The organism is Streptomyces sp. 3211.6 (assembly GCF_003634815.1).
Lineage (GTDB): Bacteria > Actinomycetota > Actinomycetes > Streptomycetales > Streptomycetaceae > Streptomyces > Streptomyces katrae_A.
Genome location: NZ_RBXC01000001.1, coordinates 2,697,331 through 2,723,040 on the forward strand (window position 1 = coordinate 2,697,331; position 25,710 = coordinate 2,723,040).

The 25,710-nt window shown below is 72.8% G+C and carries 23 protein-coding genes; 16 read left to right on the forward strand and 7 right to left on the reverse strand.

Annotated features, from left to right (window positions below):
• Positions 1–67: 67 nt before the first annotated feature.
• Together aceE and BX286_RS12510 are read left to right on the forward strand one after the other, a co-directional pair.
• The gene (gene aceE / locus BX286_RS12505; RefSeq protein WP_079426608.1) at positions 68–2,815 is read left to right on the forward strand and encodes a pyruvate dehydrogenase (acetyl-transferring), homodimeric type; all 2,748 of its coding nucleotides are present in this window, start codon (positions 68–70) and stop codon (positions 2,813–2,815) included.
• 93 nt (positions 2,816–2,908) lie between these two features.
• Positions 2,909–3,715 carry a potassium channel family protein gene (locus BX286_RS12510; protein WP_079426610.1) on the forward strand — a complete coding sequence of 269 codons (807 nt, stop codon included), beginning with the start codon at positions 2,909–2,911 and terminating at the stop codon, positions 3,713–3,715.
• Here BX286_RS12510 and BX286_RS12515 read toward each other — a convergent pair.
• Positions 3,696–4,076, reverse strand: a complete 381-nt coding sequence (locus BX286_RS12515) for a peptidase inhibitor family I36 protein (protein WP_100863701.1) — start codon at positions 4,074–4,076, stop codon at positions 3,696–3,698. The genes BX286_RS12510 and BX286_RS12515 overlap by 20 nt on opposite strands.
• 199 nt (positions 4,077–4,275) lie before the next feature.
• Positions 4,276–5,856, reverse strand: coding sequence for an MFS transporter (locus tag BX286_RS12520; protein WP_398898886.1), 1,581 nt, complete (start codon positions 5,854–5,856; stop codon positions 4,276–4,278).
• Positions 5,857–5,998: 142 nt separating this feature from the next.
• Here BX286_RS12520 and BX286_RS12525 point away from each other — a divergent pair, with 142 nt between their 5' ends.
• From BX286_RS12525 to BX286_RS12535, 3 genes are all read left to right on the forward strand, one after another.
• Complete coding sequence (locus BX286_RS12525; protein ID WP_079426615.1) at positions 5,999–6,667, forward strand: TetR family transcriptional regulator; 669 nt, start codon at positions 5,999–6,001, stop codon at positions 6,665–6,667.
• Positions 6,668–6,937: 270 nt separating this feature from the next.
• Positions 6,938–8,107 (forward strand): alpha/beta hydrolase, encoded by a 1,170-nt coding sequence (locus tag BX286_RS12530; protein WP_100864255.1) that lies wholly within the window; start codon positions 6,938–6,940, stop codon positions 8,105–8,107.
• Positions 8,108–8,192: 85 nt separating this feature from the next.
• Positions 8,193–9,098 (forward strand): DUF4429 domain-containing protein, encoded by a 906-nt coding sequence (locus BX286_RS12535; protein WP_079426617.1) that lies wholly within the window; start codon positions 8,193–8,195, stop codon positions 9,096–9,098.
• Positions 9,099–9,133: 35 nt separating this feature from the next.
• On the opposite strand, the gene BX286_RS12540 is transcribed toward BX286_RS12535, so the two are convergent.
• Both BX286_RS12540 and BX286_RS12545 read right to left on the reverse strand, forming a co-directional pair.
• Positions 9,134–10,153 carry an aldo/keto reductase gene (locus BX286_RS12540; RefSeq protein WP_079426619.1) on the reverse strand — a complete coding sequence of 340 codons (1,020 nt, stop codon included), beginning with the start codon at positions 10,151–10,153 and terminating at the stop codon, positions 9,134–9,136.
• Positions 10,150–10,533, reverse strand: a complete 384-nt coding sequence (locus BX286_RS12545; RefSeq protein ID WP_079426620.1) for a MerR family transcriptional regulator — start codon at positions 10,531–10,533, stop codon at positions 10,150–10,152. The genes BX286_RS12540 and BX286_RS12545 overlap by 4 nt, the downstream gene beginning before the upstream one ends.
• An 88-nt stretch (positions 10,534–10,621) precedes the next feature.
• Here BX286_RS12545 and BX286_RS12550 point away from each other — a divergent pair, with 88 nt between their 5' ends.
• The gene (locus tag BX286_RS12550; protein ID WP_079431703.1) at positions 10,622–11,443 is read left to right on the forward strand and encodes a serine hydrolase; all 822 of its coding nucleotides are present in this window, start codon (positions 10,622–10,624) and stop codon (positions 11,441–11,443) included.
• Here the strand turns inward: BX286_RS12550 and BX286_RS12555 are convergent.
• On the reverse strand, positions 11,440–12,099 hold the full coding sequence (locus tag BX286_RS12555) for a pirin family protein (protein ID WP_079426622.1): 660 nt from the start codon (positions 12,097–12,099) through the stop codon (positions 11,440–11,442). The two genes, BX286_RS12550 and BX286_RS12555, sit on opposite strands and share 4 nt — an antisense overlap.
• A gap of 82 nt (positions 12,100–12,181) precedes the next feature.
• On the opposite strand from BX286_RS12555, the gene BX286_RS12560 reads away from it, so the two are divergent.
• The 5 genes from BX286_RS12560 (at position 12,182) to fabF (ending at position 17,074) form a co-directional block, all read left to right on the forward strand.
• On the forward strand, positions 12,182–13,393 hold the full coding sequence (locus BX286_RS12560; RefSeq protein ID WP_079426624.1) for a CdaR family transcriptional regulator: 1,212 nt from the start codon (positions 12,182–12,184) through the stop codon (positions 13,391–13,393).
• Between the two features lie 89 nt (positions 13,394–13,482).
• Positions 13,483–14,397, forward strand: coding sequence for an ACP S-malonyltransferase (locus BX286_RS12565; protein ID WP_079426625.1), 915 nt, complete (start codon positions 13,483–13,485; stop codon positions 14,395–14,397).
• Between the two features lie 19 nt (positions 14,398–14,416).
• A complete protein-coding gene (locus BX286_RS12570) occupies positions 14,417–15,421 on the forward strand; it encodes a ketoacyl-ACP synthase III (protein WP_079426627.1) in 1,005 nt (334 codons plus the stop codon).
• Positions 15,422–15,480: 59 nt separating this feature from the next.
• A complete protein-coding gene (locus BX286_RS12575) occupies positions 15,481–15,729 on the forward strand; it encodes an acyl carrier protein (RefSeq protein ID WP_030227178.1) in 249 nt (82 codons plus the stop codon).
• A gap of 79 nt (positions 15,730–15,808) precedes the next feature.
• Positions 15,809–17,074, forward strand: a complete 1,266-nt coding sequence (gene fabF / locus BX286_RS12580; RefSeq protein ID WP_079426629.1) for a beta-ketoacyl-ACP synthase II — start codon at positions 15,809–15,811, stop codon at positions 17,072–17,074.
• A 75-nt stretch (positions 17,075–17,149) separates the two neighbouring features.
• Here the strand turns inward: fabF and BX286_RS12585 are convergent, their stop codons facing one another.
• Entirely contained in the window at positions 17,150–17,644 is a 495-nt protein-coding gene (locus BX286_RS12585) for a DUF3145 domain-containing protein (RefSeq protein ID WP_079426631.1), read from the reverse strand.
• A gap of 250 nt (positions 17,645–17,894) precedes the next feature.
• On the opposite strand from BX286_RS12585, the gene BX286_RS12590 reads away from it, so the two are divergent.
• On the forward strand, positions 17,895–18,794 hold the full coding sequence (locus BX286_RS12590) for an SGNH/GDSL hydrolase family protein (RefSeq protein WP_079426633.1): 900 nt from the start codon (positions 17,895–17,897) through the stop codon (positions 18,792–18,794).
• A gap of 149 nt (positions 18,795–18,943) precedes the next feature.
• Here the strand turns inward: BX286_RS12590 and BX286_RS12595 are convergent, their stop codons facing one another.
• Positions 18,944–21,463, reverse strand: coding sequence for a beta-glucosidase (locus BX286_RS12595; protein ID WP_121014984.1), 2,520 nt, complete (start codon positions 21,461–21,463; stop codon positions 18,944–18,946).
• A gap of 101 nt (positions 21,464–21,564) precedes the next feature.
• Between BX286_RS12595 and BX286_RS12600 the strand changes: the two genes are divergently transcribed.
• The 4 genes from BX286_RS12600 (at position 21,565) to BX286_RS12615 (ending at position 25,706) form a co-directional block, all read left to right on the forward strand.
• Positions 21,565–22,140, forward strand: coding sequence for a TetR/AcrR family transcriptional regulator (locus BX286_RS12600; protein ID WP_121014985.1), 576 nt, complete (start codon positions 21,565–21,567; stop codon positions 22,138–22,140).
• Positions 22,141–22,195: 55 nt separating this feature from the next.
• On the forward strand, positions 22,196–23,335 hold the full coding sequence (locus tag BX286_RS12605) for a low temperature requirement protein A (protein WP_121014986.1): 1,140 nt from the start codon (positions 22,196–22,198) through the stop codon (positions 23,333–23,335).
• Positions 23,336–23,340: 5 nt separating this feature from the next.
• Complete coding sequence (locus BX286_RS12610) at positions 23,341–24,057, forward strand: carbon-nitrogen hydrolase family protein (RefSeq protein WP_121014987.1); 717 nt, start codon at positions 23,341–23,343, stop codon at positions 24,055–24,057.
• Between the two features lie 104 nt (positions 24,058–24,161).
• The gene (locus tag BX286_RS12615; RefSeq protein ID WP_079423731.1) at positions 24,162–25,706 is read left to right on the forward strand and encodes an IS1182 family transposase; all 1,545 of its coding nucleotides are present in this window, start codon (positions 24,162–24,164) and stop codon (positions 25,704–25,706) included.
• Positions 25,707–25,710: the final 4 nt, after the last annotated feature.

Here is a 25,710-nt window from a genome sequence, read left to right on the forward strand (position 1 = left end):
CGGCTGGGCGTAAGACCATGGGAGGCGGCGACCCAAGGCACGACTCCCCTGACAGCGAAGGAACAGCGTGGCTTCCGCATCCGATCGCAATCCGATCATCATTGGCGGCCTGCCGAGCCAGGTCCCGGACTTCGATCCGGAGGAGACCAAGGAGTGGCTCGACTCCCTGGACGCCGCCGTCGACGAGCGGGGCCGTGAGCGCGCCCGCTACCTGATGCTGCGACTGATCGAGCGGGCCCGCGAGAAGCGCGTGGCCGTCCCCGAGATGCGCTCCACGGACTACGTCAACACCATCGCCACCAAGGACGAGCCCTTCTTCCCCGGCAACGAGGAGATCGAGCGCAAGGTCCTCAACGCCACCCGCTGGAACGCGGCCGTCATGGTCTCGCGCGCCCAGCGCCCCGGCATCGGCGTCGGCGGCCACATCGCGACCTTCGCCTCCTCCGCCTCCCTCTACGACGTGGGCTTCAACCACTTCTTCCGGGGCAAGGACGAGGGCGACGGCGGCGACCAGATCTTCTTCCAGGGCCACGCCTCCCCCGGCATCTACGCCCGCGCCTACCTCCTGGACCGGCTCACCGAGCAGCAGCTCGACGCGTTCCGCCAGGAGAAGTCGAAGGCCCCGTACGGCCTGTCGAGCTACCCGCACCCGCGGCTGATGCCCGACTTCTGGGAGTTCCCGACCGTCTCGATGGGCCTCGGCCCGCTCGGTGCGATCTACCAGGCCCGGATGAACCGGTACATGGAGGCGCGCGGGATCGCCGACACCTCCAAGTCCCACGTTTGGGCGTACCTCGGCGACGGCGAGATGGACGAGCCGGAGTCGCTCGGCCAGCTCTCGATCGCGGCCCGCGAGGGCCTGGACAACCTGACCTTCGTGGTCAACTGCAACCTCCAGCGCCTCGACGGCCCGGTGCGCGGCAACGGCAAGATCATCCAGGAGCTGGAGTCGATCTTCCGCGGCGCCGGCTGGAACGTCATCAAGCTGATCTGGGACCGCTCCTGGGACCCGCTGCTGGCCCAGGACCGCGACGGCATCCTGGTCAACAAGATGAACTCCACCCCGGACGGGCAGTTCCAGACCTACGCCACCGAGTCGGGCGCGTACATCCGCGAGCACTTCTTCGGGGGGGACCAGCGGCTGCGCGCGATGGTCGAGAACATGACCGACCGGCAGATCCAGCACCTGGGCCGCGGCGGCCACGACCACAAGAAGGTCTACGCGGCCTACGCGGCGGCCAAGGCCCACAAGGGCCAGCCGACGGTGATCCTCGCGCAGACGGTCAAGGGCTGGACCCTCGGCCCGAACTTCGAGGGCCGCAACGCGACGCACCAGATGAAGAAGCTGACGGTCGACGACCTCAAGCGCTTCCGCGACCGCCTGCACATCCCGATCACCGACGCGCAGCTGGAGAACGGCGCCCCGCCGTACTACCACCCGGGCCGCAACTCGCCCGAGATCCAGTACATGCACGACCAGCGCAGCGCCCACGGCGGCTACGTGCCCACCCGCGTGGTGCGCGCCAAGCCCCTGGCGCTGCCGGACGACAAGGCCTACGCGGCGGCCAAGAAGGGCTCGGGCCACCAGTCGATCGCGACCACGATGGCCTTCGTCCGCATCCTGAAGGACCTGATGCGGGACAAGGAGATCGGCAAGCGCTTCGTGCTGATCGCGCCCGACGAGTACCGCACCTTCGGCATGGACGCCTTCTTCCCGAGCGCCAAGATCTACAACCCGCTGGGGCAGCAGTACGAGGCGGTCGACCGCGACCTGCTCCTGGCGTACAAGGAGTCCCCGACCGGCCAGATGCTGCACGACGGCATCTCGGAGGCCGGCTGCACGGCCTCGCTGATCGCCGCCGGCTCGGCGTACGCGACGCACGGGGAGCCGCTGATCCCGGTCTACGTCTTCTACTCGATGTTCGGTTTCCAGCGCACGGGTGACCAGTTCTGGCAGATGGCCGACCAGCTGGCGCGCGGTTTCGTCCTGGGCGCGACCGCCGGCCGGACCACCCTGACGGGTGAGGGCCTCCAGCACGCCGACGGCCACTCCCAGCTGCTCGCGTCGACCAACCCGGCGTGCGTGGCGTACGACCCGGCCTACGGCTACGAGATCGCGCACATCGTCAAGGACGGCCTGCGCCGCATGTACGGCCCGACCGAGACGAACGAGCCCGGCGAGGACGTCTTCTACTACCTGACGGTCTACAACGAGCCGATCCAGCACCCGGCCGAGCCGGCCGACGTGGACGTCGAGGGCATCCTCAAGGGCATCCACCGCATCTCGCAGGGCACCTCGGGCGCCGTCGGGGCGCAGCTGATGGCCTCGGGCGTGGCGGTGCCGTGGGCGCTGGAGGCGCAGCGGATCCTCGCCGAGGAGTGGAACGTCCGGGCGGACGTCTGGTCGGCGACCTCCTGGAACGAGCTGCGCCGCGAGGCCGTCGCGGTGGAGGAACACAACCTGCTCCACCCGGAGGAGGAGCAGCGCGTCCCGTACGTGACCCGGAAGCTGTCGGGTGCGGAGGGTCCGTTCGTGGCGGTCTCGGACTGGATGCGCGCGGTGCCGGACCAGATCTCGCGCTGGGTGCCGGGCACGTACACCTCGCTGGGCGCGGACGGTTTCGGCTTCGCCGACACGCGCGGCGCGGCGCGGCGCTTCTTCCACATCGACGCGCAGTCGGTGGTCCTGGCGACGCTGACGGAGCTGGCCCGTGAGGGGAAGATCGACCGTTCGGCGCTGAAGCAGGCCATCGACCGGTACCAGCTGCTGGACGTCGCGGCCGCCGACCCGGGCGCGGCGGGCGGGGACGCGTAGCCGCGGCGGGAGCCGCCGGAGGGGTCACTCTTCCGAGGGGGCGCTGGGACACCTGTCCCAGCGCCCCCGTCCGCTTTACCTACGATGATCCGTATGAAGGAAACCTCCCGCCAGGCGCGGTGGGAGCGCCGTACTCAGGTCCCCCTGCTGGTGCTCGCCGTGGCCTTCGCCGTCGCCTACGCCGTGCCGATCGTCGCGCCGGACGCCGGAGAGGGGGTGCACCGGGCCTGCACCCATGCGGAGTGGGCGGTGTGGGCGGCGTTCGCGGTGGACTACGTGGTGCGGCTGGGGCTGTCGGGGAACCGGATGGTCTTCGTACGGACGCACTGGCTGGACCTGGCCGCGGTGGTGCTGCCGCTGGTGCAGCCGCTGCGGCTGCTGCGGCTGGTGGCGACCCTGATGCTGGTGGGGCGGCGGGCGCGGATGGCCCCGCAGATCCGGCTCACCACGTACGTGGCGGGCGCCGTGGTGGGGCTGCTGATGTTCGGTTCCCTCGCGGTGCTGAGCGTGGAACGGGACGCGCCCAACGGGAACATCAAGAACCTGGGCGACGCGGTGTGGTGGTCCTTCACCACCATGACCACCGTCGGGTACGGGGACCACTCCCCCACCACCGGGCTGGGCCGGGTCCTGGCGGTGGGGCTGATGCTGTCGGGGATCGCCCTGCTCGGTGTGGTGACCGCCAACATCGCCGCCTGGTTCATCGCCCGTTTCGAGCGCGACGACCAGGTGGAGCGGCTGCAGCTGGCGGCCGTCCGGGAGCTCCAGGAGGAGGTGCGGGCGCTGCGGGCCGAGGTCGCGCGGCTGGGCCACGGATCCCGGTGCGCGATGCCCGCCCAGGCCGCCCAGGGCCCCGAGCCGGCCGCCGGTCAGGCGGGGCCTACCGCTCCCACACCTTGAACGCCCTGACCTGGTAGGGGGACTGGGGCAGCCAGATCCCGTCGCCCGGGTAGGTCTGGAACTCGCCGGTCTCCGCGCACTCGGCCGACTGGTACGTGGTCACCGGGCGCCCGGTGCGGTTGACCAGCGACTGGAAGCCGGCCTTGGGCGGCAGGGCGGTGCAGCTGTTGATGTCGAGGGTGCTGAGGTCGTAGGTCTGCTTGGTGCCCTTGAAGTCGGGTTTCGCCCACAGGCACAGCTCTCCCGTGGCGCAGGGCGGGGAGGCGGCGTGCGCTCCGGTGGCGGTGGACGGGACGAGGGCGCAGGCGGCCAGGAGGGCGGCGGCGAGGGTGGTGACGCGTGCGGTGCTCCACGTACGCATGACGGGGTCAACTCCTTGTGGACGTACGGGCCCCGGACGGTTTCCGAAGGCTCCGTGACACCACGCTGACCTGCGACGACGTGCGAGCGGAAGGGGCTGCGGGCGGGTCCACCCTGATAGGCGACAGCCCCGCCGCGGGGCTGCGGCGGGGCTGTGGCGGGCGCGCTGTTGACGCGGCCGTAACGGCGGGCGGTGCGGCTCAGATGTGGGCCGCACCTGCTCCGGCCTCGGCGTTCTCGCCGCGCTTGGTGAAGCAGGCGACGACCGCGGCGAGGACCGCGACCACTGCGGCGCAGCTGAAGGCCGTGCTCATACCGGACACGAAGGTCTCGTGGGCCACGGAGGAGATGGCCTGGGCGACCGGCTCGGGAGCCCCGGGCGGAACGGGGGCGATGCCGACCTGGACGCCCTTCTCGGCGAGTTCCAGCTGCTCGGGGGTGAGCGGGGGCAGGCTCGCCCGCTGCCAGTTGTCCCCGAACGTGTCACTGACCTCGGCCGCCATGACCGCTCCGAGGACGGCCGTGCCGAGGCTGCCGCCCACCTGCATGGCGGCCTGCTGGAGGCCGCCGGCCACGCCGGACAGCTCCAGCGGGGCGTTGCCGACGATGACCTCGGTGGCGCCGACCATGACGGGGGCGAGGCCCAGGCCGAGGAGGGCGAACCACAGGGACATGGTGAGCGTGCCGGTGTCCGGGGTGAGGCGGGACATCCCGAAGCAGGCGACGGCCGTGGCGACCATGCCGGCGACGAGGGGGACGCGCGGTCCGGCCTTCGTGATGGCGGCGCCGGCCAGCGGCGAGCCGATGATCATCATGCCGGTGAGCGGCAGCAGGCGCAGGCCGCTGTCGACCGGGCTCATCCCGTGCACGTTCTGCAGGTAGAAGGTGACGAAGAACAGCCCGCCCATGAAGGCGAAGGCCATCAGCACCATCAGCACCGTGCCCGCGGACAGCGCCGGCGAGCGGAACATGCCGAGCGGGATCAGCGGCTCGGCGACCCGGGTCTCCCAGAAGGCGAAGAGGACGAAGCACACCAGGGAAGCGAGGAGGAAGAGCACCGTCCGCAGGTCGCCCCAGCCCCACTCGGCGGCCTTGATCAGCGCCCAGATCAGGGAGAACATCGCGGCCGACAGCAGCACGATGCCCGGCAGGTCGAAGGAGCGCGGGGCGTTCTCGGCGCGGTGGTCGAGCAGGATGAACAGCCCGAAGACGAGCGCGACGATGCCGACGGGCACGTTGATGAAGAAGACGGACTGCCAGCTGACGTGCTCCACGAGCAGGCCGCCGACGATGGGCCCGGCGGCGGTCGAGGCGCCGATGACCATGCCCCAGATGCCGATGGCCATGTTGAGCTTCTCGGCGGGGAAGGTGGCGCGCAGCAGGCCGAGGGCGGCCGGCATCAGCAGGGCGCCGAAGAGGCCCTGGGCGACGCGGAAGCCGATGACGAGCCCGACCCCGCTGGACAGGCCGATCACCGCCGAGGAGAGCCCGAAGCCGGCGATGCCTATGAGGAAGGTCTGGCGGTGTCCGAAGCGGTCGCCCAGCTTGCCGGCGGTGATCAGGGAGACCGCGAGGGCCAGCAGGTAGCCGTTGGTGATCCACTGCACCTCGGCCAGGCTGGCGCCGAGGTCCTTCTGGATCGCGGGGTTGGCGACGGCGACGATCGTGCCGTCGAGGGTGACCATCATGACGCCGATCGCCACGGCGAACAGCGTGAGCCACGGGTGCCCGCGCAGACCGGCGCGGACCGGTGACGGACTCGATTCCTTGGCGACGGTGATCTGACCAGTCATGCCCAGCAGGTTAGTGACAGCGACTGACAGTTCACAAACGGCTTAACGCGGCAGTAGCTGTCAGCTCCGTCACAGGTACCCTGACCGCTCACTCAGCGTCAGATGCAGCAGCAGAGAGGACCCCGCGGTGATGACCGACGAGCGGCCCGCCCGGGCGGCCGGACTGCGCGAGCGCAAGAAGCGGCGCACCCGGGACGCGCTGCTGCGCGCCGCGCTGCTCCTGTTCATCTCGCAGGGCTACGAGCACACCACCGTCGACGAGATCACCGAGACGGTCGAGGTCTCCCAGCGCACCTTCTTCCGCTATTTCGCGAACAAGGAGGAGGTCGCCTTCGCCGTCCAGGACCTGGTCGAGTCGCACTTCGTCGCCGCGCTGGCCGCCCGCCCGGCCGGCGAGCCGCCGCTGGAGGCCATGCGGCGCGCGGTGCTCGCCGCATGGGACACCCTCGACGAAGCCCTCTCCGAGGTGGTCCCCGTCGACCTGTACATGCAGGCCTACCGGCTGATCGAGTCCACCCCGGCCCTGCTCGCCGTCCACCTGCGGCGCTCCACCGAGCTGGAGGAGCGGATCGCCCGGCTGATCGCCGAACGCGAGGGGCTCGACCTCGACGCCGACCCGCGGCCGCGGATCGCCGTCGCCGCGTTCTGCGGGGTGATGCGGGTCACCGGGCGGCTCTGGGGGCAGGGCGAGGACGTCAGCGTGACCGCGATCCGGCAGATGACGGAGACCTACCTCGGCCAGATCGGCCCCGCCCTGGCCGAGGACTGGCGCCGCCCGGCGGCCGCCGACGGGGCCTGAGCGGCAGCGGCGGGGCGCCGCCGAGCCCCGGCACCGGAGGGCGGTCCGGAGCTTCCGCCGACGGGTTCCGGCCACCCCTCCGGCGACCCCAACGGCCCCTCTCGCAACGGAGCGTGACCGCGCGGGGCGCGGGGTACCCCGGTCGGCCGTGAGTCCGGTCACCCCTGACACCACTGGCTCCAGAGGTCTCCTAGTCTGGCTCCAGTGAACCTGCCCGGCCGCCCCGCCCACCCCGTCGCCGACGCCCCCGTGCGCCCGGCCGTCCTGCGCATGCTGCTCGCGCTCGGCGTCGTCTTCCTCATGCTGGCGACCACCGGCTGGACCGCCGTGCACCGCCCGGACACGGCGGTTCCGGTGCGGACCGCCGCGCTCGCCGCCTGGGCCACCGCGCGGGTCGAAGGCCGGCCGGTGCCGGCCGCCGACGCCCCCGTGCGGACGGTCGCCCGCTTCTTCGCCGGCCTCGACGCCGCCCAGCGGACCCGCCTCGCCGACGGCTACCCGCTCGTGGTCGGCAGCCTCGACGGGGTCCCCGCCGCGACCCGCTACCGGGCCAACCACAACGCGCTCACCCAGGCCGCGCGGCTGGAGGAGGCCCGGGGCAAGGACGTCGCCCTCACCCCGGCCGACCGGGCGGGCGCCATACGCCGGGCGCACCGCTTCGAGTCCCTTGCCGAGGACGGCCGGCAGATCCTCCTCTTCGACCCCTCCGGCGACGGCCTCGTCGCCGAGGTCTACGGCGACCTCGACACGGCCCGCCGGGTCTCGGTGATCGTCCCCGGGGTGGACACCGACGCCCTCACCTTCGAGCGCAGCCAGCGCCGGCTGACCGCCCCCGCCGGCATGGCGCAGTCCCTGTACGAGGCCGAGCGCGCGGCCGCGCCCGCGGCCCGTACGGCCGTCATCGCCTGGGCCGGCTACGTCGCCCCCGCCGGGGTCGGCGTGGACGCCGCGACCGGCCGGCTCGCGGTGCAGGGCGCCGCACGGCTGCAGTCCCTCGCCGCGGCCCTGCCCGGGGACGCGAGCGTGGCCCTGTTCTGCCACAGCTACGGCTCGGTGGTGTGCGGGGTCGCCGCCCACGCCCTGCCGCAGCGGGTGACCGACGTGGTGGTGGCGGGCAGCCCCGGCATGCGCGTCGGCAGCGCCGCGGAGCTGGACACCTCCGCGCGGGTGTGGGCCACGCGCGCCGAGGGCGACTGGATCGCCGACGTGCCGCACCTGGAGGTCGGCGGCGTCGGCCACGGGGCGGACCCGGTGTCGCCCGGGTTCGGCGCCCGGCTGCTGTCGGCCGACGGGGCCCACAGCCACACCGGCTATTTCGAGCCAGGCACCGCCTCGCTGGAGAACTTCGCCAAGATCGGAACCGGCGGTTTCGGTTCCGTCGCGTGCGCGAACGGCAGCACCGACTGCCGGGGCGGAATTTCCGGCACGGACGGTGACTGACGCTCCGCGAACCCGTAGCAAGTCGAAAAATCGGGCCGGATGACGAGGGGGACGCGCGGGGGCGCGTCCCTTTACCATGTGCCGCATGGGTGACGTACTGGCCGGAAATCATGCCGTCTGGGAGTTCGACGCCGACTCGGACTCGGTGCTCATCCGCTTCGCACGGGGGATACGGACTCCAAGACTCTGGCACGCGCTGGGCGAGCGCCGGATCCCCCTCGAAGCGCTGTCCGGGGTGACGGTGGGTACCGTCGCGGCCGGAGTCGGGCGCCGGGAGGCCGTGGTGCTGCGCGCCGTGCCGCGGCCCGGGGCCGATCCGCTGATGGAGGCTGCCGCCGGGCAGCTGAAGGAGTCCTGCGACCCGTACCGGCTGGTGGTGCCCGCCGACCGGGCGGACCAGGCCGCGGCCTTCGCGCAGGCGCTGCGCGAGCGGCTGGGCCCGGACGGGGTGCACGGTGTGGACGGCGTGCACGGTGTGGACGGCGGCGGGGCGGCGCCGGCGGAACGGTTCCTCGTCGCGGTTCCGCAGCCGCCGCTCACGCTCAAGGCGTATGACGCACGGGTGGCGTTCGACGGCTCGGCCCTGACCTTCCACTGGTCTCGGACGGGCGCCAGCAGCGCGAAGTGGCGGGCCGGGGACCAGAGGTTCGCGCTGGCCGCGCTGGCCGGAGTGGAGTGGGTCTCCCCCGACCGCCCGGGAGGCGGGTACCTGCGGCTGCTGCCGCGGGACCCCGCCGAGGGCCCCGCAGCCACGCCCGACCACGACCTCGCGGCGGCGGTGTTCGGCGTGGGCTACGGAGCGGTGCACGAGTCGCTGCCGTTCGCGGCGGCGGTGCTCGCCGCGCTGCGGGAGCGGACCCCGGTGGGGTCGGTGCCCCGGGCCCGGGTGTCGGGGGAACGGCTACGGCACCTGAGCGAGCTGCACAGCACGGGGCTGCTGACGGACGCGGAGTACGAAACCCTCCGCGCCCGCTTCACCGCCGGGGCGTAGCCGCCCCGGACCCGCGCAGCGGCCCCCCGCCCGGGTCAGGCTTCGCGGGCCGCCGACGTGAAGGTCATGTCCGGGTAGCGGGCGCCCGCCACCCGGGCCGCGAGGGGCTCCAGGAGGGCCAGGTCCGCCGCCGTCAGCGTGAGCCGGGTCGCGGCCGTGTTCTCCGCGAGCCGCTCCGGCTTGCGGGTCCCCGGGATCGGCACGACCGCCAGCCCGTGCACCGCCGCCCGCTGCTGCACCCACGCCAGCGCCACCTGCGCCGCCGTGACCCCGTGCGCGGCGGCGACCTCCCGGATGGGAGCCAGCAGGGCCGCGTTGGCCCGCGCGTTCTCCCCCGTGAAACGCGGCTGGCTGCGCCGGAAGTCACCGGCCGGCAGCTCGGCCGCCGCGTCCGCGAAGGCCCCCGTCAGGAACCCGCGGCCCAGGGGCGAGTACGGCACGAAGGCCACCCCCAGTTCCGCCGCCGCCCCGACCGCGCTGCGCTCCACGTCCCGGCTGAACAGCGACCACTCCGACTGCAGGGCCGCGATCGGGTGCACCGCGTACGCCTCGCGCAGCTCGGGGCCCGTGACCTCGCTGAGCCCCAGGTGGCGCACCTTGCCCTCCTGCACCAGCTCGGCCATCGCGCCCACCGATTCGGCGAAGGGCACGGCCGGGTCCCGCCGGTGCATGTAGTAGAGGTCGATGACGTCCACGCCGAGCCGCCGCAGGCTGCCCTCGACGGACTGCCGGACGTACGCGCGGTCGTTGCGCACGCCCCGGTAGGCCGGGTCGTCGCTCCGCTCGATGGCGAACTTCGTGGCCAGGGTGATCTCGTCCCGGTGGGCGGCCACGAAGGGTGCCAGGAACTCCTCGTTCGCGCCCCGCCCGTAGACGTCCGCCGTGTCGAAGAGGGTGACCCCGGCGGCCAGCGCCGCGTCCAGGGTCTCGCGGGCCGCCGTCTCGTCGGTGTCCCCGTAGAACTCGCTCATGCCCATGCAGCCGAGGCCCTGGATCCCGACGACCGGGCCGCCCTTGCCCAGCTCGGTGCGTGCGATGGTGGTCTGCTCCGTCATGACTGTGCCTTCCCCGTTCCCGCGTACAGTGCGATCTTGAAGTCCAGGACGTCCAGCGCGTCCGTCAGCTCCGCGACCCGCGCCAGCACCTCCCTGCGCGTCCGCTCCAGGAGCGCCCGGCGCTCGTCGACCGTGTGGTCCCCCTCGCGGACGAGTTCGGCGTACCGGACCATGTCCGCCACCGACATCCCGGTGGCCCGCAGCTTGCCCACGAAGGCCAGCCACTGGAGGTCCTTGTCGCTGAACCGCCGCTGCCCCGAATGGGAGCGGTCCACGTGCGGCATCAGGCCGATCCGCTCGTACCAGCGCAGCGTGTGCTGGGTCAGACCGGTCCGGGCCTCGACCTCGCTGATCGTGTACCGGGTCTCCGTCAGGTTCATGACCGCTACGCTAAAACCCTTGAGTGCACTCCAGGCAAGTGCGCCCAGTAGGCTCGGGCGCATGGAGAGCATGGAGGGCGTCAACCGCCTGGAGAGCCTGCGGGCCGTCGAGAACTGGCCGGTGCCGACCGCCGCGGCGGCCGTCGTGCGCGCCGACGGGAGCCTGGCCGGCTCCCACGGTCCGGTGGACCGGCGTTTCCCGCTGGCCTCGGTCACCAAGCCGCTCGCCGCGTACGCGGTCCTCGTCGCGTACGAGGAGGGGGCGGTCGAGCTGGACGAGCCCGCCGGCCCCGAGGGCTCGACGGTCCGTCACCTCCTCGCCCACACCAGCGGCCTGGCCTTCGACGAGCACCGCGCGACGGCCCCGCCCGGACAGCGCCGGCTGTACTCCAACGCCGGCTTCGAGGTGCTCGGCGACCACCTCGCGAAGGCCACCGGGATCCCCTTCGCCGACTACCTGCGCGAGGCCGTCTTCGAGCCGCTGGGCATGGACTCCTCGTCCCTGGAGGGCTCCCCCGCCAAGGACGGCGTCTCCACCGTCTCCGACCTGGTGCGCTTCGCCGCCGAACTCCAGGCGCCCCGGCTCCTGGACGTGCGCACGGTCGCCGACGCCACCGCGGTGGTCCACCCCGGGCTCAAGGGCGTCCTGCCGGGCTACGGGCACCAGTCGCCCAACGACTGGGGGCTCGGCCTGGAGATCCGCGACGGCAAGTCCCCGCACTGGACGGGGCTCACCTCCTCCCCGCGCACCTTCGGGCACTTCGGCCAGTCCGGCACCTTCCTGTGGGTGGACCCCGACGTCCGCGCCGCCTGCGTCGCGCTGACGGACCGCGCCTTCGGCCCCTGGGCCGTGGAGGCGTGGACCCCCTTCACCGACGCGGTCCTCGCGGAGCTCCGGTCACAGCACTAGGCGGGGAGTTCCCAGATCAGCAGCTCGCCCGGGGAGCCGGCCGTGACCTCCAGGCCCTTCTCGCCGGTGATCCGCGCCGAGTCCCCGGGCCCCAGCTCCGCCCCGTCGAGCCGCAGGTCCCCGTGCACCACGTGCAGGTAGACCCGCTCCGCGTCCGGCACGGGCAGCCGCTCGCCCGCGGCCGGCCGCCGCACGTGCAGCACCGCCCCGGCTGCCGGGACCTCGTACGGGGTGCCGTCCGCGAGGTGGCGCACGACCTCGTACGAGGGCTCGCCGCCGGCGGCCAGCGGCGCGAGCCACATCTGCACGAACCGCAGCGGCCGTTCGCCGTCGTTGCGCTCCACGTGCCGGGCCCCGGAGCCGGAGCCCAGCCGCTGGACGTCCCCGGGCCGCACGGCGGCGGTGTGGCCGGTGGTGCTGTCGCGGTGGGTGAGCTCGCCCTCCACCACCCAGGTCACGATCTCGGTGTGGCTGTGCGGGTGCTCGTCGAAGCCGGAGCCGGGGGCCAGCAGCTCCTCGTTGCAGGCGAGCACCGGGCCGAAGCGGATGTTGTCCGGGTCGTAGAAGGACCCGAAGGAGAAGGCGTGCCGGGTGGTGATCCCGGTGTCCGGATCCCCTCCCGCGTACCGGTCGGCGGCGCGGCGTACATCGATCATGGGAGCCACCGTAGCCGCCTCCCCGGGGCCCGGGCCCGGGACCCGGGTCCGCGCCGGGCCGTCGATAAGGCAGTCTTGTCCCGTGCCCCAACCCGAACGTGAGCATTCCCCCGAGACCCGGCCCGCGCATCCGGCCCATCCGCACGCGGCAACGCTGCGCCGGCTGGAGAAGTCCTCCGGCCGGCTCGCCGCCAACGCCATCGCGCGCATGGACGAGTCCCTGCCGTGGTACCGGGCGATGCCTCCGGAGAACCGGTCCTGGATCGGCCTGGTGGCCCAGGCCGGCATCGCCGCGTTCACCGAGTGGTTCCGGCACCCCGAGACCCCGCAGGCCATCTCCACCGACGTCTTCGGCACGGCCCCGCGGGAGCTGACCCGGGCGATCACCCTGCGCCAGACCGTGGAGATGGTCCGTACGACGATCGAGGTCATGGAGGCCGCGATCGACGAGGTGGCGGCCCCCGGCGACGAGTCGATCCTGCGCGAGGCGCTGCTGGTGTACGCCCGGGAGATCGCGTTCGCGACGGCCCAGGTGTACGCGCAGGCCGCCGAGGCGCGCGGGGCGTGGGACGCCCGGCTGGAATCCCTCGTCGTCAACGCGGTGCTGTCGGGCGAGGCGGACGAGGGCGCGCTGTCGCGGGCCGCGGCGCTGGGCTGGAACTCCCCGGAGCACGTGTGCGTGGTCCTGGGCACCGCTCCGGAGGGGGACAGCGAGCTGACGGTGGAGGCGATCCGCCGTGCGGCCCGCCACCACAAGCTCCAGGTGCTCACGGGGGTGCTGGGCGACCGGCTGGTGGTGATCGCGGGGGGCAGCGACAACCCGCTCCAGGTGGCGAAGTCCCTGATCGGGCCGTTCGCGGCCGGTCCGGTGGTGGCGGGGCCGGTGGTCCCGGACCTGCTGAACGCGACGAAGTCGGCGCAGGCGGCGGCCGCGGGGCTGAAGGCCTGCACGGCCTGGCAGGACGCTCCGCGTCCGGTGCTGGCGGACGATCTCCTGCCCGAGCGCGCGATCGCCTCGGATCCCTCGGCCAGGGAGCAGCTGGTGGAGGAGATCTACAGACCGCTGGAAGAAGCGGGCTCGGCGCTGCTGGAGACGCTGAGCGTCTACCTGGAGCAGGCGAGCAGCCTGGAGGGGGCCGCGCGGATGCTGTTCGTGCACCCCAACACGGTGCGCTACCGGCTCCGACGTGTGACCGACGTCACCGGCTGGTCACCCTCCGATGTCCGTTCGGCGTTCACGCTGCGGATCGCCCTGATCCTCGGGCGTCTGGCCGACGGAGATCAGCAGCCCTAAACTTTTGTTGGACATCAACAATTACCCCGACGGTTCTTCGTCCCTGTCCCCACGGGCGGCGGAGACCACCCACAAGAGAGAGTGTGAGGGTGCTCGTACTCGTCGCTCCCGGCCAAGGCGCTCAGACGCCCGGCTTCCTGACTCCCTGGCTCGAACTCCCCGGCGCCGCCGAACGCGTCGCGGGGTGGTCGGACGCCATCGGGCTGGACCTCGTCCACTACGGCACCAAGGCCGACGAGGACGAGATCCGCGACACGGCGGTGGCCCAGCCCCTGCTGGTCGCGGCCGGCCTGCTGTCCGCTTCCGCGCTGGACGCCTCGGCCTTCGGTGCCGTCGCCGGCCACAGCGTCGGTGAGATCACCGCGGCCGCGTTCGCCGGTGTGCTGGACGAGGGCGACGCGCTGTCGTTCGTCCGCACCCGCGGGCTGGCCATGGCCGAGGCCGCCGCCGTCACCGAGACGGGCATGGCCGCGGTCCTGGGCGGTGACCAGGACGTGGTCGTCGCGCACCTGCAGAACCTGGGCCTGACCCCGGCCAACATCAACGGTGCGGGCCAGATCGTGGCCGCCGGCACCGCGGAGCAGATCGCGGCCCTGGTCGCCGACAAGCCCGAGGGCTCGATGAAGGTCGTCGCCCTCAAGGTCGCGGGGGCCTTCCACACGCACCACATGGCGCCCGCCGTCGCCACGCTGGCGGAGACCGCCCAGGCCCTCGCCCCGGCCGACCCGGCGCTGAAGTACGTGTCCAACAAGGACGGACTCGTGGTCGAGTCGGGCGCCGACGTCGTCGCCCGCCTGGTCGGCCAGGTCGCGAACCCGGTGCGCTGGGACCTGTGCATGGGGACCTTCTCCAAGCTGGGCGTCACCGGGATCGTCGAGCTGAGCCCCGGCGGCACCCTGACGGGTCTGGCCAAGCGCGCGCTCAAGGGCGTGCCGAACGTGGCGCTGAAGACGCCGGACGACCTCGACAAGGCCGCGCAGCTCATCGCCGAGCTGACGGCCTGAGAGTAGGAGCCCACACAGCATGTCCAAGATCAAGCCGGCCAAGGGCTCCCCGTACGCCCGCATCCTCGGCGTCGGCGGCTACCGCCCGACCCGGGTGGTGCCCAACGAGGTCATCCTCGAGAAGATCGACTCCTCGGACGAGTGGATCCGCTCCCGCTCCGGCATCGCGACCCGGCACTGGGCCTCGCCCCAGGAGACCGTCGCCGCGATGTCGGTGGAGGCCTCCGGCAAGGCGCTCGCCGACGCCGGGGTCTCCCCCGAGCAGATCGGCGCGGTGATCGTCTCGACGGTCTCGCACTTCAAGCAGACCCCGGCCGTCGCGACCGAGATCGCGCACCGGATCGGCGCGGGCAAGCCCGCCGCCTTCGACATCTCCGCGGGCTGTGCCGGTTTCGGCTACGGCCTGACCCTCGCCAAGGGCATGGTGGTGGAAGGTTCCGCCGAGTACGTCCTGGTCATCGGGGTCGAGCGGCTGTCGGACCTGACGGACCTGGAGGACCGGGCGACGGCCTTCCTGTTCGGCGACGGCGCCGGCGCCGTGGTCGTCGGCCCCTCGGACGAGCCGGCCATCGGCCCCACGGTGTGGGGTTCGGAGGGCGACAAGTCCGAGACCATCAAGCAGACCGTGCCGTGGGACGAGTTCCGCAGCACGGACACCGCCCAGAAGTTCCCGGCCATCACCCAGGAGGGTCAGGCGGTCTTCCGCTGGGCCGTCTTCGAGATGGCCAAGGTGGCCCAGCAGGCGCTCGACGCCGCCGGGATCACCCCGGATGACCTGGACGTCTTCATTCCGCACCAGGCCAACATGCGGATCATCGACTCGATGGTGAAGACTCTCAAGCTGCCGGAGCACGTCACGGTCGCCCGTGACGTGGAAACCACCGGCAACACGTCGGCCGCCTCGATCCCGCTCGCCATGGAGCGGCTCCTGGCGACCGGAGCGGCGAAGAGCGGCGACACCGCGCTCGTCATCGGCTTCGGGGCGGGGCTCGTCTACGCCGCGACGGTCGTTACCCTCCCCTAGGGCCCGGATCACTTCCCGGACCTGAACCACCAGCTAGCTAGCTACAGAAGGAGCGCCACATGGCCGCCACGCAGGAAGAAATCGTCGAGGGTCTCGCGGAGATCGTCAACGAGATCGCGGGCATCCCGGTCGAGGACGTCGAGATCGGCAAGTCCTTCACCGACGACCTGGACGTCGACTCGCTGTCCATGGTCGAGGTCGTCGTCGCCGCCGAAGAGCGCTTCGACGTCAAGATCCCGGACGAGGACGTCAAGAACCTCAAGACGGTCGGCGACGCCGCTGACTACATCCTGAAGCACCAGGCCTGAGCCTGACGAGCGTTTGTCGCCACCCGGCGGTGGCGCCGTGACAATTCAGCACCCCCTGAGACGTGGAGAAAGAATTCCTGTGAGCCCGACCAATCGCACCGTGGTCGTCACCGGTATCGGCGCAACCACTCCGCTGGGTGGCGACAGCGCTTCGACCTGGGAAGGTCTGCTCGCCGGCCGGTCCGGCGTCTCGCCCCTGGAGGGCGAGCGCTTCGCCGAACTGCCGGTCCGTATCGCAGCCCAGGCCGCCGTGGACCCGAGCGAGGTACTCCCGCGCCCGCTGGCCCGCAAGCTCGACCGCTCGGCGCAGTTCGCCCTCATCGCCGCCCGTGAGGCCTGGGCCGACGCGGGTTACACCGCTCCGGCGGGCGAGGACGAGACGATCGTCCCCGAGCGTCTGGGCACCGTGATCGCCTCCGGTATCGGCGGTGTCACCACCCTGCTCGACCAGTACGACGTACTGAAGGAAAAGGGTGTGCGCCGGGTCTCCCCGCACACCGTCCCCATGCTCATGCCGAACGGCCCCTCGGCCAACGTCGGCCTGGAAGTCAACGCCCGCGCCGGTGTGCACACCCCCGTCAGCGCGTGCGCCTCGGGCGCGGAGGCCATCGGCTACGCCGTCGAGATGATCCGTACCGGCCGTGCCGACGTGGTCGTCGCCGGCGGCACCGAGGCGGCGATCCACCCGCTGCCGATCGCGGCGTTCGCCAACATGATGGCGATGTCCAAGAACAACGAGAGCCCGACCACGGCCTCCCGCCCCTACGACAAGGCCCGCGACGGCTTCGTCCTCGGCGAGGGCGCCGGCGTCGTGGTCCTGGAGTCCGCCGAGCACGCCGCCAAGCGCGGCGCCCGGGTCTACTGCGAGGTGCTGGGGCAGGGTCTGTCCGCGGACAGCCACCACATCGCGCAGCCGGAGCCGACGGGCCGCGGTGTCGCGGCCGCCCTGCGCAACCTGCTCGACAACACCGAGCTCGACCCGTCCGAGCTGGTCCACGTCAATGCGCACGCCACGTCCACCCCGCAGGGTGACACGGCCGAGCTGAAGGCGCTGCGCAAGGTCCTGGGCGACGACCTCGACCACGTCGCGATCTCCGCGACCAAGTCGATGACCGGTCACCTGCTGGGCGGCGCGGGCGGTATCGAGACCGTCGCGACCGTGCTGGCGCTGTACCACCGGATCGCCCCGCCGACGATCAACATCGACGACCTGGACGACGAGGCCGACGCGGACATCGTGCGCGGCGAGGCCCGCAAGCTGCCCGTCGACGGTCCGATCGCCGCGATCAACAACTCCTTCGGTTTCGGCGGCCACAACGTCTCCCTGGCGTTCCGCACGGTCTGAGGGTAGGGACCCGTACCACGAGGAAGGCCCCCTCCCGGCAGCAGTGCCGGGAGGGGGCCTTCCTCGTTCGCGTCCTCAGACCACCTGGTGGAGCCAGCGGACCGGGGCCCCCTCGCCGGCGTAGCGGAAGGGCTCCAGTTCGTCGTCCCAGGGCTTGCCGAGCAGCTTGGCGATCTCGGCCTCCAGGTCGGTCTCGCCGCGCGCGGAGCGGGCGAGGGCGGCGCGCAGCCGGTCCTCGGGGATCAGGATGTCGCCGTGCATGCCGGTGACGGCGTGGAAGATGCCGAGGTCCGGGGTGGAGCTGTAACGCTCGCCCTCGGCGGTCGGGCAGGGCTCGGCGGTCACCTCGAAGCGGAGCAGGTGCCAGCCGCGCAGGGCGGAGGCGAGCTTCGAGGCGGTTCCCGCCTCGGCCTGCCAGGAGAACTCGGCTCTCCAGGTGCCGGGGGAGGCGGGCTGCCGGATCCAGTCGAGGTTCACCCGCACCCCGAGCACGCCCGCAACAGCCCATTCCACATGCGGGCAGAGCGCGCGCGGTGCGGAATGCACGTACAGAACTCCACGTGTCGTCACCGGGACCTCCAGTGTGGGACGAGGTCGGGAATAAACTCCATAAAACGGACAGTATGTGACGTGATGTAATGTAACGGAAAATATTGGACATTGCGTAGCGGCACCTGCGGCCGAAACGCCACGGGAAAAAGCTACCGTGCGCCAGGGGTCATGGTGTGACGTACGGTCGCTCCGAAGCCCGTAAACACAGAGCATTCACTCAGCAGGACGCCCTCGGAAGGACGCGGGGCGACGAGGGAGGGACCACCCGATGCGCACCACCGCCGCGCGGCGCCGCGTTCGCCGGACCGTCACCGGCGCGGGCGTGGCGGCGGCCGTACTGGCCACGATGGTGACGGGGTGTGACGACGGCGGGCCGGCGGCGAAGGCGGGCGAGCGCGGGGCGCAGGCCAGGCCGCGCTGGAACCCGGCGCCGACGTCCGTGGCCGCCGTCGGGGACTCCATCACCCGCGGGTTCGACGCCTGTTCGGTACTGGCCGACTGCCCGGAGGTCTCCTGGGCCACCGGCAGCGACCCCGCCGTCAACTCCCTGGCCGCCCGGCTGCTGGGCGGGGCGGAGGTGCCCGCGCGCAGCTGGAACTACGCGGTGACGGGCTCGCGCATGGCGGACCTGCCCGGGCAGCTGGCCGAGGCGGCGGAGCACAAGCCGGGCCTGGTCACGGTGATGGTCGGCTCGAACGACGCCTGCCGGCCCACGGCTTCGTCGATGACCTCGGTGGCGGACTTCCGGGCCCAATTCGAACAGGCGTTGAAGGGGCTGCGGGCGGCCTCGCCGGACTCGCAGGTGTACGTGTCCTCCGTGCCCGACCTCCAACGGCTGTGGGAGCAGGGCAAGGACAGCCCGATGGTCCGGCAGATCTGGAAGCTGGGGATCTGCCAGTCGATGCTGGCCGAGCCCCTGGCCGCCGACGCCGGGGCGACGGCCCGGCGGGAGAAGGTACGGGCGCGCGTGGTCGAGTACAACGAGGTGCTGCGCCAGGTCTGCGCGCAGGACGCCCTGTGCCGCTACGACGGCGGGGCCGTCTTCCAGTACCCGTTCGGGGCGGAGCAGCTGAGCCACTGGGACTGGTTCCACCCCGGCCGGGACGGGCAGGCGCGGCTCGCGGAACTGGCCCACCGGCAGGTGACGGCGGCCGAGCCGCCGCGTTGACGGCGCGGGTACGGGAAGGGGCCGGGGGGCCGGGGGCGCCGCCCGGTGGTGGCGGGGGGTCAGGGGCCGCACCCGGCCCGGTGCTTACGCCGCGGCGGGGGTGATTTCCGGCCAATCCCCCGCCCCGGCGGGTCGCGGATGCGCCGCGGCTACAGGTCGAGGGTGGCCGTCAGCCGGGTGTCGGCGTGCGAACGGCTCGCGCGGACCTCGTAGGCGCCGCCGATCCGGCGCCAGCCGTTCGCCTCCTCGTCCCAGATCTCGAAGGTCCGGGCGGGCAGCTCGATCTCCACCTCGACGCTCTCCCCGGGCGCGGCGGAGACGGAGGCGAAGCCGGCCAGCCAGCTCGCCGGGCGCTCCACGGGGTCGCAGGCGGGGGCGAGGTAGACCTGGACGACCTCGCGGCCGGGCCGGGTGCCGGTGTTGGTGAGGCGGACCCGGACGGACTCGGCGGTGGCCTCCAGGGACTCGTAGGCCCAGTCGGTGTAGCCGAGCCCGTGCCCGAAGGGGTAGGCGGGGGTCACGCCGTGCGCCTCGTAGGCCCGGTAGCCGATGAACAGCCCCTCGCGGTACTCCAGGCGCCCCTCCTGCGGGACCACCTCGGTGACGGGCGCGTCGGCGAGGGTGGCGGGCCAGGTGGTGGGCAGGCGGCCGCCGGGCTCGGCGTCCCCGAGGAGCACGTCGGCCAGCGCGGCCCCGCCCTCCTGCCCGGGGAACCAGCTCAGCAGGACGGCGGCGACGTCCTCGCGCCAGGGCAGCTCCACGGGGGAGCCGGCGTTGACGACGACCACGGTGTGGGGGTTGGCGGCGGCGACGGCCCGCACGAGGTCGTCCTGGCGGCCCGGCAGGGCGAGGTCGCCGCGGTCGAAGCCCTCGGACTCCACCCGCTCGGTGGTGGCGACGACCACGACGGCGGTGTCGGCGGCGCGGGCGGCGCGTACGGCCTCGGCGATCAGCTCGTCGGCGTCGCGGCGCGGGCCGCGGTGCAGCAGGGAGAACATGACGGCCCTGAGCGGCATCGCGCCCATGTCGGGGACCTGGTAGGCCAGCGAGACCTCGACGGGCTCCCCGGCGGTCAGGACGGCCCGGGCGCGCTCGCTGGGGGCGCCGAAGAACGCCTCGAAGGGGTCGGCCTCCGCGCCCATCTCCTGGACGCCCTCCCACAGGGTCCGCCCGCCGACGGCCAGGCGGAAGGCGCCGAGCCCGCGGGTGCCGAAGACGTGCTCGCCGCTCTCGCGCGGGACGAACGTCCCGGTGACCTCGATGGAGGCCATCGTCTCGTACGAGACCCCCTCGGGCAGGTCCTCGCCGATCCACTGGACCTGCCCGGACGGCAGCCCGCCCTCGCCGAGGACCGCCCCGGAGGCGTCGCGGCAGACGGCACGGAGCTCGAACCCCTGCCCGGCGGGGGCGGGTTCCTCGCTCGGGTCGGCGCCGACGGCGTAGGTCAGGGCCCCCTCGGGCAGGGCGGCGGTGAGTCCGTCGAGCGGGGAGACCACCCGTTCGGGGAAGACGGTGGCGCTGCCGCCGCCCAGGACGCGGGCGTCGCGGGCGGCCGCGCCGATCAGGGCGACCGTGCGGCCCGGGGTGCGGTCCAGGGGCAGAGCGCCGCCCTCGTTGCGGACGAGGACGGCCCCGCGGGCGGCCAGCTCGCGGGCCAGGGCCTGCCCGTCGAGCGGCGCGGGGAGCTCGGTGACGGCGGCGGGGGCGCCCTCCAGCAGGCCCGCGCGGGCGGCGAGGCGCAGGACGTTGCGCACGGCCCCGTCGACGGCGGCCCCGTCGGCCTCCCCGGCGCGGACGGCGGCGGCGAGGGCGGGCCCGTAGACGGTCGTCGGGCCGGGCATGGCCACGTCGAGGCCGCCGTCGATGCAGCCGGTGGTGGAGCGGGCCGCCATCCAGTCGGAGACGTTGTAGCCGTCGAAGCCCCATTCGCCGCGCAGGATCCCGTTCACCAGCTGCGCGTGCTCGGTCATGGTGATCCCGTTGACCCGGTTGTAGGCGGTCATGACGCCCCAGGGACGGGCGCCGCGGACGATCGCCTCGAAGGGCGCCAGGTAGAGCTCGCGCAGCGGGCGCGGGGCGATGGCGCAGTCGACGGTGAAGCGCTCGGTCTCGGCGTCGTTGCCCGCGAAGTGCTTGACGGTGGTGCCGATGCCGCCGTCCTGGACCCCCTGGACGTAGCCGGTGCCGATGGCCCCGGTCAGGTACGGGTCCTCGGAGTAGCACTCGAAGTGGCGGCCGCCGAGCGGGGAGCGGTGCAGGTTGACGGTGGGTGCGAGGAGGACGTGGACACCCTTGCGGCGGGCCTCCTGGGCCAGCAGCCGGCCGGCCCGGCGGGCCAGGGCCGGGTCCCAGGAGGCGGCGAGGGCCGTCGGGGAGGGCAGGGCGATCGAGGGGTCGTCGGCGGTCCAGCGCACGCCGCGGACGCCGATGGGCCCGTCGGACATGACCAGGGAGCCCAGCCCGATCTCCGGGAGGGCGGGCAGGGACCACATGTCCTGGCCGGCCAGGAGCCGGGCCTTGGCGTCGAGGTCCAGCTTGTCCAGGGCGGCCTCGACGGCGTCTTCGCGCAGCTGCTCGCTCGCGCGCTCGTCGGGGACCTGATCGGCAGCGGTCACGGCCGTGCCTCCTCGCTGTGTGGGTGCGGTGCGGTGGGCCCATGGTGGACCCATTCCCTGTAACCCGGTAGGTCTTGTAATCTTTTCGTGACGTATCGATGGCGTACGGTCGTACGACTGCCGGGCAGGTCCGATCGGAAGGGGTGTGGCGGGCGATGGTCAGGGCGAAGAGCGAGGAGCGCCGCGGCGAGATCGTCCGCGCGGCGGTCGAGGTGATCGCGGAGCGCGGCTACCGGGGCGCCTCCCTGGGCTCCGTCGCCGAACGCGTGGGCCTGACCCAGCAGGGCCTGCTGCACTACTTCCCGACCAAGGAGGCCCTGCTCGTCGCGGTCCTGGAGGAACGCGACCGCTGGGACACCGGCGGCGGCACCCGCGCCTCGGCCGGCGCCTGGCGCCTGGACCTGCTGGCCTCGCTGGTCGAGTACAACGCCATGCGCCCGGGCATCGTGCAGACCTTCTCGGCCCTGCTCGGCGAGAGCGTCACCGACGGCCACCCCGCCCGCACCTTCTTCACCGAGCGCTACGCGCAGGTCCGCGGGGAGATGGCCGACCTGCTGCGGGCCGAGTTCGGCGAGCTCCTGCCCTCCGGCCTCACCCCGGAACAGGCCGCTCCACTGCTGACGGCGGTCATGGACGGCCTCCAGTACCAGTGGCTGCTGGCCCCGGAATCGGTGGACATGCCCGCCGCGTTCCGCTCCTTCCTGACCCTGCTGAGGGGCCCCGGCGCGTAGCACTCGACCGCCAACGGGCATCCTTTCCCCCGGACTTCGACCGGGGGGACACGACATGGAGCCGCAAGAGCGGGAGAAGAAGGTCACGTGGTCGGAGCTGTTCTTCGACCTGGTGCTGGTCTTCGCCGTGACACAGGTCTCGGCACTGCTCCACCACGACCACGGATGGGCCGGCACCGGCCGGGCCCTGATCGTGTTCGTACCCGTCTACTGGGTGTGGGTGGGCAACACCGTCCACGCCAACACCCACGACGCCGACCGGCCCGGCGAGCGGCTCGGCCTCTTCGCCGCCGGACTGTGCGGCCTGCTGATGGCCCTGGCCCTGCCCGACGCCTTCGGGGACCGCGGACCGCTCCTGGCCGGCGCCTACTTCGGCGCCCGCCTGGTGCTCGCCACCCTCGCGCACGGCCGCAGCCGCCGCCTGCGGCTCACCCCGGTGACCCTGTCCGTGCTGGTCAGCGGCCCGCTGCTGCTGGCCGGCTCCTTCCTCGACGGAACGGCCCGGACCGGGCTGTGGGCGCTGGCCGCCGCCGTGGACCTGGCCGCGCCCCGGCTGACCCGCCCCCACATGGTCCGGCTGGCCTTCGACTCGGGCCATCTCGCCGAGCGGTTCGGCCTGTTCGTGATGATCGCACTGGGCGAGTCCATCGTGGCCGTCGGCGCCCCGGTGGCCTCCGCCCCCGAGCTCGACACCGGCGCCCTGGCCGCCGTCGCCGTGGCCTTCGCCCTGGTCTGCGGCCTGTGGTGGGTGTACTTCCACCTCGCCGCCGACGCCGTCCGGCACGGCCTGGAGACCGCCGCCGTACGGGCCGACGTGGCCCGGCAGGTCCTCTCGTACGGGCACCTCTCCCTGATCGCCTCGGTCATCGCGGTCGCCGTCGGCATGGCCGAGGCCGTCGCCCACCCCGGGGCCCGGCTCCCGCTCGGTGTCGCCGCCCTCCTCTACGGGGGCTGCGCCCTCTTCCTCGCCACCTTCGGATACACCCGCTGGCACCTGTTCCGTTCCTGGTCGGTGACCCGGCTGACGGCCGCCGCGGCCGTCCTGCTCCTGCTGCCCGCGGCCCTGCTGCTGCCCTCGCTGGCGGCGCTCGCGCTGCTGACCGCGGTGGTGACCGGCCTCAACCTGGTGGAGCTGGCCCTCGTACGCCGCCGCGGAGAGCTTCCCGGCGCCACCTCCCCCTCCCTGGCATCCTGAACCCCATGAAGATCGCCGCCGCACAGCTGACCTGCATACCCGCCGACGTCACCGCCAACGCCGCGCAGGCCACCGCCCTCGCCGCACGGGCCCGGAACGAGGGCGCGGAGCTCGTGCTCTTCCCGGAACTGACGCTCACCGGCTACGAGATGCAAGCCATCGCCGAGGACCCCGCCCTGTGGCTGTCCGGTGCCGACGACCCCCGCCTGGACGGGCTGCGCTCGGCCGGCATCGCGGTCGCCGTCAACGCCTCCCTGCGCACGCCCGACCCGCTGCCGGCCCTCGCGACCCTGGTCTACGACGCGGACGGCACGCACCTCACCACCTACGCCAAGCAACACCTCTACCAGCACGAACAGGGCGCCTTCACCCCCGGCACCACGGACGGCCGCTTCGAACTCGGCGGCATCCGCTTCTCCCTGGGCGTCTGCTTCGACAACCACTTCCCCGACCTGCCCGCCCGGGGCGCGGCCGACGGCTGCCGCGTCCACCTCGCCAGCTCCCTCTACGGCACCGGCGACGGCATCACCGAACGCGCCACCGTCTACCCGGGCATGGCGAAGGAACACGGCCTCTACGTGGTCCTCGCCAACCACGTCGGCCCGGCGGGCCCCTGGACGGGCTGCGGCGGCGCGGCCGTCTGGGCCCCGGACGGCACCCCCCTCGCCGAGGCCGACGCCCACACCGCGACCGTGGCCACGGCGGACGTCCCGGCGGCCTAGAAGACTGATGAAGATGTTGGGTTCTGGCCCCGCCGCGTCAGCGGTGGGGCCAGACTCGTGTTGTGGTTCAAGGGGAGTGGGTCGGGGAGACGGTCGGACCTGATGTGTGGGCGACGTGCCGGGAGTTGATTCCGGCTGGGAGTGTGTTCGCGTTCCTGGCCGAGCACCGTGGCCGGTTGTTCCCCGCGGCGATGTTCGCGGACATGTATCCGTCGGCGAACGGGCGGCCGTCCATGCCGCCGCAGATTCTGGCCGCGGCGATCACATTGCAGGCCCTGCACGGCATGTCGGACTTCGAGACGGTCCAGGAACTGCGGTGTGACCTGCGGTGGAAGGCCGCGTGCGGGCTGGGACTGCATGACACCGCGTTCGACCCGTCGCTTCTGGCGTACTTCCGGCGCCGGCTGGCCCGCTCCACCAGCCCGAACCGGGCCTTCGAGGCCGTGCGGGAGGTCGTGAAGGCCACCGGTGTCCTCAGGGGCAAGCACCGGCGGGCACTGGACTCCACCGTGCTGGACGACGCGGTCGCCACCCAGGACACCGTCACCCAGATCATCGGCGCCATCCGGGTGGTGATCCGGGAAGTCCCCGGCGGCGCCGAGGCTGCCGCCGCGCAGTGCACCGCCCACGACTACACCGACCCGGGCAAACCCCGCATCACCTGGAACGATGCCCAGGCACGAGCCAACCTGGTCGACGCGCTCGTCGGCGACGCGGTCAGACTGCTCGGGCATCTGCCCGAGCAGGAACTGGGCGAGAAGGCAGCGAACGCGGTCGGCATCCTCGCGCTGGTCGCCGGGCAGGACGTGGAACCGGCCGAGGACTCCGACGGCCGTGACGGCCGCTGGCGCATCACCCAAGGGACCGCCCCGGACCGGATGATCTCCACCGTCGACCCCGAGTCCCGGCACATCCACAAGACCCGCTCCCATCAGCAGGACGGATACAAGGCCCACCTCGCCGTCGAGCCGGAGACCGGGTTATACACCGCCGTCGCCCTGCGGCCCGGGGCCGGGCCAGAGCACCACGAGGCAGCCGTCGGCCTTGAACTGCTGGCCGAGGAGGACACCCCGGTGGACGCCTTCGGTGACACCGCCTACTCCACCGGCGACGCCCGCCAGGCCCTCGAAGAGGCCGGACACCGGCTGTTCCTCAAACCCGCCCCGCTGCGGCCGGCCGTCCCAGACGGCTTCACCCTCGACGACTTCGCCATCGACACCTCGGCCGCCACCGTGACCTGCCCCCAAGGCCACACCGTCGGCCTGTCCGAGCCCGGCGGCCGCCACCACCAGCGCAGGGCCGTCTTCGGGAACGTGTGCACCCGATGCCCGCTGCGTGAGCAGTGCACCAAGGCCAAAGCCGGACGCGTCCTGACCATCCGCCCCCACCACGATCTCCAAGCCGCGGCCCGCCGCCAGGCCGCCACCGACCCCGCCTGGCAGGCCGACTACCGCCGCTGGCGGCCACCAGTCGAACGTGCCGTCGCCTGGCTCGTCCACCACGGCAACCGCCGACTCCGCTACCGGGGCACCATCAGCAACAACGCCTGGCTCCACACCCGAGCAGCCGCCCTCAACCTCCGCCGCCTGATCAACCTCGGACTCACTCACACAGGCGGCACCTGGCACCTCGCACCGGCCATCACATAACCAG